The sequence below is a fragment of the Elizabethkingia miricola genome (assembly GCF_001675285.1).
Classification (GTDB): Bacteria; Bacteroidota; Bacteroidia; order Flavobacteriales; family Weeksellaceae; genus Elizabethkingia; species Elizabethkingia miricola.
On record NZ_LSGQ01000025.1, the window covers coordinates 20458 to 28037 of the forward strand.

Here is a 7580-nt window from a genome sequence, read left to right on the forward strand (position 1 = left end):
ATCAATCGGAACCAATTGGCCTAACCAAATTAAACACCTGATTATCAAACGTAAAACTAAACAATTTTATAAATCAGAACGGTTTTTCCGATATTCAGTAGGAGTAAAAGAGGTTACTTTTTTGAAAGCATTATTAAAAGAAGTCTTAGAATTGAATCCGGCTTCATATCCTATAGCCAATATGGTATACTTTTCATAATCAGAGTTTGTCAATAATTCTTCCGCTCTTTTAACTCTGTATTTATTGACAAAGAAGAAAAAGTTTTCTCCGAATCCCTGATTGATTACATAGGAAAGCTGATGTCCTGAGATATTCATTTTCTCAGCAAGCTTTACCAGGTTTAGCTCATTATCAAGGTAGAGTTTCTCAGCTTCCATAAGAATGGCGAGCTTTATCTTAAGCTCTTTAAGATCAGAGTCATCCATCAATTTATTTTTGATACCAGAATTAATTTCAGAAAACTCTGTATCAATATCCTCTACACCCAATCCTTTTGGATAAATTTCTTTTTGTCGAATTGTATAAAAAGCAACAATATAAACTACCAGCATAAAGAAAATACTGATATAAATGTTTAAAGATCTCTCGCCGGAAAAAACATTATAAAAAGCTGTAGTAACTGATGCCGCAATAGTTGCATAAATGATCCAGAGAATCCAGCGAAGGTCAATATTCTCCTTACTGGAAGCAAAAGATTCAATATTTTTTCTGTGTTTTAGAATTTTCAGATAGGATAATCCGGTATAAAATAATGCATTTCCTAAAACCATCATAAGATATACAATCTGAAAATACTTATTATTTATCTCCGGCTTACAGATTAATAATATCAGAAACAAAATGGCTAATATCAGATGTCCTGTATCTCTAATTCTATATTTATAATAAGGACTAGAATAAAAATGAACACTCTGATAAAAAATCAGTGGAGCCAAAAACTGAATAAACCGGGTAATGGTATAAACGATCTGATGATGTAATAAATCTCCCAATAACAAATCGTCCCAAAAGAAACTTGACCAGATGAACAGACATATTCCAAAATAAAAATTGGGTTTTCTGTTTACCCCGACAGCATTACTCAGCATAAGGAAAGACAATAGCAATAATGCGCCAGCTATAAACAAAAGAATCAACAGGTTTATATCCATTGGTTTATAATAAATACTTCTGGAGCTAAATTACTAAATGCTATGATACTTTATAGCGATAAATTATATCAATAAACAAAGAGACCTACTCAACTCAGTGAATAAAGTCTCTTCTTTACATCAGACATTTTATATAAATACTCGTTCAGAGTATCTATTATAATTTTCATTAAAATATAATTATCCCTGTATACAGTAATACGGCGGACCAGCACAAGGTTCGTTCTGAATAAATGTTCCCCATGGGCAGATGCAGGTATATGATGGTCCACCAGGGTTTCCACCTCCACCTCCGCCACCAGGACCTGTATAAGGAATACATTTTCCTCCTGAGCAAATCTCTCCGGCTGAACATCCACCTGTGCCTGGACCTTCTCCCTCAAAACAATAATAAGGACCATCACCAGCTATAAAGCCACGCTGGATTGCTCTTGAAAGTTTTTTAAGATTTTTCATATTAAATATTTTAAAGATTAGTAACCAAATATAATGAAAAAATAAAAACAGATAAAACATAAACACCTATTAATCAATAAACTATATATCATTAAAATTAGCAAATCATCAATAAGATTAAGAAATAAAAAAATCCTATTTTTGGGAAAACTAATTAAAATATGAAGATTCAATCTACAATTATAGCCTGTATTATGGGTTCTTTGTTCTTTTCTGCACAAGAATTACAGCTTCCTGCCCTTATCCCCTATCCCCAACAGCTGGAGAGAACTGTCGGAAATTTTTCACTGAACAACAATACCATAACCTATTCAATGGAAACTAAGCAGCCATGGAAACGGGTTGAAGATTTCATTAACCAATCGCTATTCAGTTCGTCGGTTCTCCGAAAGAAAAACAGTTCTGCACAATCAAATCTTAGGATAAAAATTCAGCCAGATATAAAACCTGAAGCCTATAAATTACAGATCACAAATAACACAATTGAAATATCGGCTTCTGCTGAAGCCGGTGCATTATATGCTCTGCAAACTTTACAGCAGCTTTATCTACTGTCAGGAGGTACAAAACTTCCGGCACTTACAATACAGGATAATCCTTCATATAGCTGGCGAGGTGCAGAATTAGATGTTGCCAGACACTTCTTCTCAAAAGAATATCTATATAAATTCATCGATTTATTAGCATCATATAAATTCAATAAGCTGCATCTACATCTCACCGACGACCAGGGATGGCGTATTGAAATAAAAAAATATCCGAAGCTAACGCAACAGGGAGGCTGGCGCCAGTTCAACAATCAGGATCTAGCCTGTCTGGAAAAAGCTAAAGAAAATCCGGATTTTGAACTTCCGAAAGAGCACCTCCGCACGCTAAACGGAAAGCAGGAGTATGGGGGCTATTATACCCAGAAAGATATCAAAGACATTATTGCTTACGCAGCTTCCCGAAATATTGAAGTTATTCCGGAAATAGATATGCCCGGGCATATGATGGTGGCTACTACTGCATACCCGGAACTTTTACTGGACGGAGCTACTTCCGGATGGGGTAAACAATTTTCCGTTCCGATTAATCCATGTAAAGAAAGCTCTTATCAATTTGTTGAAGATGTTCTAAAAGAAGTGATCGATTTATTCCCATCCCGTTATATTCATATTGGTGCAGATGAAGTAGAGCAAACCAGCTGGAGCAAATCGACACGTTGCCAAGATTTAATGCAGCAAGAAAAACTAAACTCTCTGCACGACCTCCAAAGCTATTTTGTAAAACGTGTAAATAAATATATTCAGTCAAAAGGCAAAACAGCTATTGGTTGGGATGAGATATTAGAAGGCCCCTCGGATCCAAGCATGACAGTTATGTACTGGCGCGGCTGGAAAAAAAATGCACCACTTGAAGCGGTGAATCGTAATCATCCACTCATTATGTCCCCAACCAATCCGCTATATTTCGATTACCTGCCCAATAGCAGCACTCTCGAAAGTGTATATAACATGAATGTAATTCCTTCCGATATTCCACAGGATAAACGCAATCTGATTATGGGCGCACAGGCTAATATGTGGTCGGAAATGATTCCGTCACGTGAACGACTGGAGTTTATGATCCTTCCCCGCTTGACAGCTTTAGCAGAAAGAGTATGGACTGATAACAATTTGTACTCATCTTACCAGCAGCGGGTAATTCAGCATTATAATCTTTGGGATAAAAAAGATTACCGCTACAGAATGCCTGATCTTAGCGGATTTGCAGACGAACAGGTTATTGTAGACGGGCAATCTGTACTAAAAATAAATAACCCTTTAGCAACAAGTAAAATACACTACACAACGGATGGCTCATTACCTACGATATCCAGTCCTGTATTGCAAAACTCATTAACCATCCGTGAGCCTTCTAAAATCCGGTTTGCCACAATATCTTCATCAGGAGCAAAAAGCGAACTATATCAGGTACAGGTAAAACAAGGCAAATGGCATCCCGCTATAAAAGTAAAATCGGCTACTCCAGGATTAAATGCCGCTTTCTTCTCGGGTGTATTCCCAAATACAAAAGGTATAAAAGGTGAAGTCGTAAAAAACGAGATTATTGCTAATATAAAACTGAGTGATACGATAAAGATGCCGGCTTTTGGTACTAAAATAAAAGGTTTGATCCGCATTCCTGAAAAAGGTATCTACAACTTCTACTTTACTTGTGATGATGGCGGAGTACTGAAAATTGCAGAACAGATAGTCAGTGATAACGATGGACAGCATGCTCCTGTTATGAAAAGCGGGCAAATTGCATTGGAGCCCGGCTATCATCCAATAGATGTTGATTTTATAGAAGCCGGCGGCGGATTCACTTTAAAACTTTATTACAGTGTAAACAATTCCGAACCTCAACCAATTCCTGATAATTGGTTCTACCATTAAAACTTATTTAAACAATTATTCAAAAAAGGAAAGCAGTGCTTTCCTTTTTTATATTCATTAATTCCGGCATAGTATCTTTTTATACTTTATTCGAATCAATAAAGTACTATAATATTCTAAATTAAAAATAATTAGTATATTTACATACCATTAAATTTACTTTTGCCATGGATTATACGCTGCTAAAGGATACAATAAAACTTGTTGAACAGTTTGAAGCCGATTTACAAAAGTCAAATCAGTATGATCATAATATTGAAAGCTTTAAGCGTTGGGTCGCGGATCAGATAACGGAAGAACAGTCTTTTACTGAACCGTATTGGGAAGGAAAGGAAAATAAGAGAACACCAGAAAGTGCAATCAGCACACTTATTGTTCACATGAACCGCTATGCCAAAACCTACTCTAAATCTGCCATCTATGGTTCTTCATTCTCTACACAGGAAGAATTCATATATCTTATTAACCTAAGAGCTTTTGGTGGGATGACAAAAATGGAACTCATTAAAAAGAATATCCAGGAGAAGCCTGCCGGAATTCAGATTATAAACAGACTTCTTCAACAGGGATGGATAGAGCAGTCAGATTCCTCAAAAGATAAAAGAAGTAAAATTATTCAAATCACTATACAAGGCTTACATACTCTGGATGCTCAAATGAATAAAATACGTCAGGCTACACAAATTGTGGCAGGGAACCTTACCCGGAAAGAAAAAATGAAACTGATAGAATTACTAAATAAACTCAATGAGTTTCACCATCCGATATTTACTCAGAATATAGAAACTTCCGAACTGCTGGACAGCGTTATTGAAAACAATTTTAAAGTATTATAACACATGAAAAATAAAGTCATATTGGGTACTGTACTTGCAATTACAACGATCACATTACTCTCCTCCTGTTCTAATATTCCTAAAAATGCAAAGGCTATTGAAAACTTCGATGCCAAGCGCTATCTCGGGACATGGTATGAAATTGCACGTTTCGATTATAAGTTCGAAAAGGATTTGGATAATGTAACTGCACAATATAGTTTTAAAGAAAATGGGGAAATTAAAGTTCTGAATAGTGGTTACAATACAAAAACCAAAGAATGGAAATCTGCAACCGGAAGCGCTAAATTCAGAAAAGATAAAACAACTGCTGCATTGAAAGTAAGCTTCTTCAAACCTTTTTATGCTGGTTATAATGTCATTGCCATCGATAAAGATTATAAATATGCCCTGATTGCAGGACAAAATCTGAAATACCTATGGTTATTATCCCGGGAGAAAACAATGCCGGAGAATATTAAGGAAGAATACCTTAAAACAGCTCAGTCAATAGGTTATGATACCTCTAAATTAATATGGGTAAATCAGGATAAAAACAATCCTTTTGTACATGGAAAATAAAATTGTTATTTTTTGGTTCCGCCGTGACCTACGGCTGGAAGACAACAAAGGGTTACAGCAAGCTCTGGCTAGCGGCCTGCCTGTATTACCTGTATTTATTTTTGATACTGAAATTTTAGATCAGCTAAGTCATCCTTATGACCGTCGTGTAGATTATATCCATCAGGTACTCACAGCAATTAATCAGGTACTTCACCAGCATCATTCAGCACTTCAGGTTTACCATGGAAAGCCTTTGGATATTTTTAAAAAGCTTACAGAACAGTATCAGATACAGGCGGTATATTGTAACAGCGATTATGAACCTCAAGCTATAAAAAGAGATCAGGCTGTAAAAACACAATTACAAAAGTATGATATTGATTTTTATGACTTTAAAGATCAGGTTATTTTTGAACAGGCAGAAATTGTTAAGGCAGACGGTTTACCCTATACAGTTTACACACCTTATGCTAAAAAATGGCGGACTGAACTTCTTCCTGAACATTACAAAGCAACAAAAACATCCTTTGTGAACTTTTTAAAAGTTCAGCCACATGAAATTATTTCTTTAACCGTCATTGGATTCCAGAAAACGGATTTAAGCTTTCAAAAACCGACTCCGGATTTTGATATTATAAAAGACTACGACAAGTATAGGGACTTCCCTTCATTAGATAAAACTTCTCATTTGGGAATAGCATTGCGATTCGGCACTATTTCTATACGTGAATGTATTGCTTTTGCTGTTAAACATAATGATACATGGCTATCCGAGCTTATCTGGCGGGAATTTTTCATGCAGATTCTTTATCACTTTCCCGAAGTTGTCCATCGTAGTTTTAAGCATCAATATGATTATATTGAATGGCGGAATAATGAAGAAGAATTCCAACGCTGGTGTAATGGTGAAACTGGTTACCCAATCGTTGATGCAGGTATGCGGCAACTAAATACCACTGGATTTATGCATAACCGTGTCCGTATGATTACAGCTAGTTTTCTATGCAAACACCTCCTGATAGACTGGCGTTGGGGAGAAGCTTACTTTGCAGAAAAATTACTCGATTATGATCTGGCTGCCAATAATGGCAACTGGCAATGGGCAGCGGGATGCGGGTGCGATGCAGCCCCATATTTCCGGATTTTTAATCCAACTGCCCAAACTCAGAAATTTGACAAAGACTTACAGTACATTAAAAAATGGAATCCGGATTTTCAGCAAGATATAACACTCCCTGTTGTGCAGCATGAATTAGCAAGACAACGTGCACTGCAGACTTACAAAAAAGCACTGCAGAACATAGCATTATAATATAAATAATATATTGTATTTAATTACATAAGCAATAAGCTCCGAGGAAGTTCTCGTATTGGTCTTTTTTCTCAGATTTCTTTTATGATTCTGTACAGTATGATAAGATATAAACAGTTTATCAGCTATTAACGGAGTATTATCTCCCTGGGCCATTAACTGAAGAATTTCCTTTTCCCGTTTTGTAATAACTGGTATATCAATATGTTCAGATTCAATATTTTCATCGAAACTCTTAAAGTACTGGACATGATTATTGTTAATGTCCACCATTGACAGCAATGGCATATTCTTAATCTGTAAATAAGACAGATCATAGATAATACACAAAATACTCTCTACCTGATTCAGTTCATTCATATAGATTTTTGCCGTTTGCATTACTACCCACCGGTACTCTTTATGCTTATTAAGAAATCTTGCATAAATATTAAATACCGACTTGTCCTGGTTAATTTTCTTTACATCAGCATAAACTTTGTAAATAAATATAAATGCTGATAAAACGTATTCCCGATCATCCGGATGAAGCTGTTCCGCAAAAAAATCAGGACCCTTACCACACCATTCTTCTTTGGTATATAATGTCAGCATATCAATATTATCGCTTACCCATCTGATCTTTAGCTGATAATTATCGGGAATAAACCAAAAAAAAGGACCTAAAGCAAAGTCTTTTGCTTTCTCAATAGCATCTGAAAAATAAGAAAAGTAGTCTTTATCATCATCTTTACAGGTTATTTTAATATTCTCCATAAAATGTCGAATACTAATTGCAGGTAATTTTTTCATATAAGTGTTTGTTCTGCAATAGTATTGAAGCTACAAAATTCTTGAAATGACAGATATGTGTCATTTTTT

7 protein-coding genes are annotated in these 7580 nt (G+C 35.6%); 4 read left to right on the forward strand and 3 right to left on the reverse strand.

Annotated features, from left to right (window positions below; translation table 11 throughout):
* Positions 1–66 precede the first annotated feature (66 nt).
* Positions 67–1152, reverse strand: coding sequence for a helix-turn-helix domain-containing protein (locus tag ATE49_RS11290; RefSeq protein ID WP_065082265.1), 1086 nt, complete (start codon positions 1150–1152; stop codon positions 67–69).
* Between the two features lie 180 nt (positions 1153–1332).
* A complete protein-coding gene (locus ATE49_RS11295) occupies positions 1333–1608 on the reverse strand; it encodes a hypothetical protein (protein WP_065082266.1) in 276 nt (91 codons plus the stop codon).
* A 161-nt stretch (positions 1609–1769) separates the two neighbouring features.
* Between ATE49_RS11295 and ATE49_RS11300 the strand changes: the two genes are divergently transcribed.
* The 4 genes from ATE49_RS11300 to ATE49_RS11315 all read left to right on the forward strand — a co-directional run bounded on the left by ATE49_RS11300 (position 1770) and on the right by ATE49_RS11315 (position 6719).
* Positions 1770–4028 carry a family 20 glycosylhydrolase gene (locus tag ATE49_RS11300; protein WP_065082267.1) on the forward strand — a complete coding sequence of 753 codons (2259 nt, stop codon included), beginning with the start codon at positions 1770–1772 and terminating at the stop codon, positions 4026–4028.
* Between the two features lie 167 nt (positions 4029–4195).
* The gene (locus ATE49_RS11305) at positions 4196–4864 is read left to right on the forward strand and encodes a MarR family winged helix-turn-helix transcriptional regulator (RefSeq protein WP_065082268.1); all 669 of its coding nucleotides are present in this window, start codon (positions 4196–4198) and stop codon (positions 4862–4864) included.
* A 3-nt stretch (positions 4865–4867) separates the two neighbouring features.
* Entirely contained in the window at positions 4868–5425 is a 558-nt protein-coding gene (locus ATE49_RS11310; RefSeq protein ID WP_065082269.1) for a lipocalin family protein, read from the forward strand.
* Positions 5415–6719 carry a cryptochrome/photolyase family protein gene (locus ATE49_RS11315; RefSeq protein ID WP_065082270.1) on the forward strand — a complete coding sequence of 435 codons (1305 nt, stop codon included), beginning with the start codon at positions 5415–5417 and terminating at the stop codon, positions 6717–6719. Before ATE49_RS11310 ends, ATE49_RS11315 begins: the two co-directional genes overlap by 11 nt.
* On the opposite strand, the gene ATE49_RS11320 is transcribed toward ATE49_RS11315, so the two are convergent.
* Positions 6714–7511 (reverse strand): LuxR C-terminal-related transcriptional regulator, encoded by a 798-nt coding sequence (locus ATE49_RS11320; RefSeq protein WP_065082271.1) that lies wholly within the window; start codon positions 7509–7511, stop codon positions 6714–6716. The two genes, ATE49_RS11315 and ATE49_RS11320, sit on opposite strands and share 6 nt — an antisense overlap.
* Positions 7512–7580: the final 69 nt, after the last annotated feature.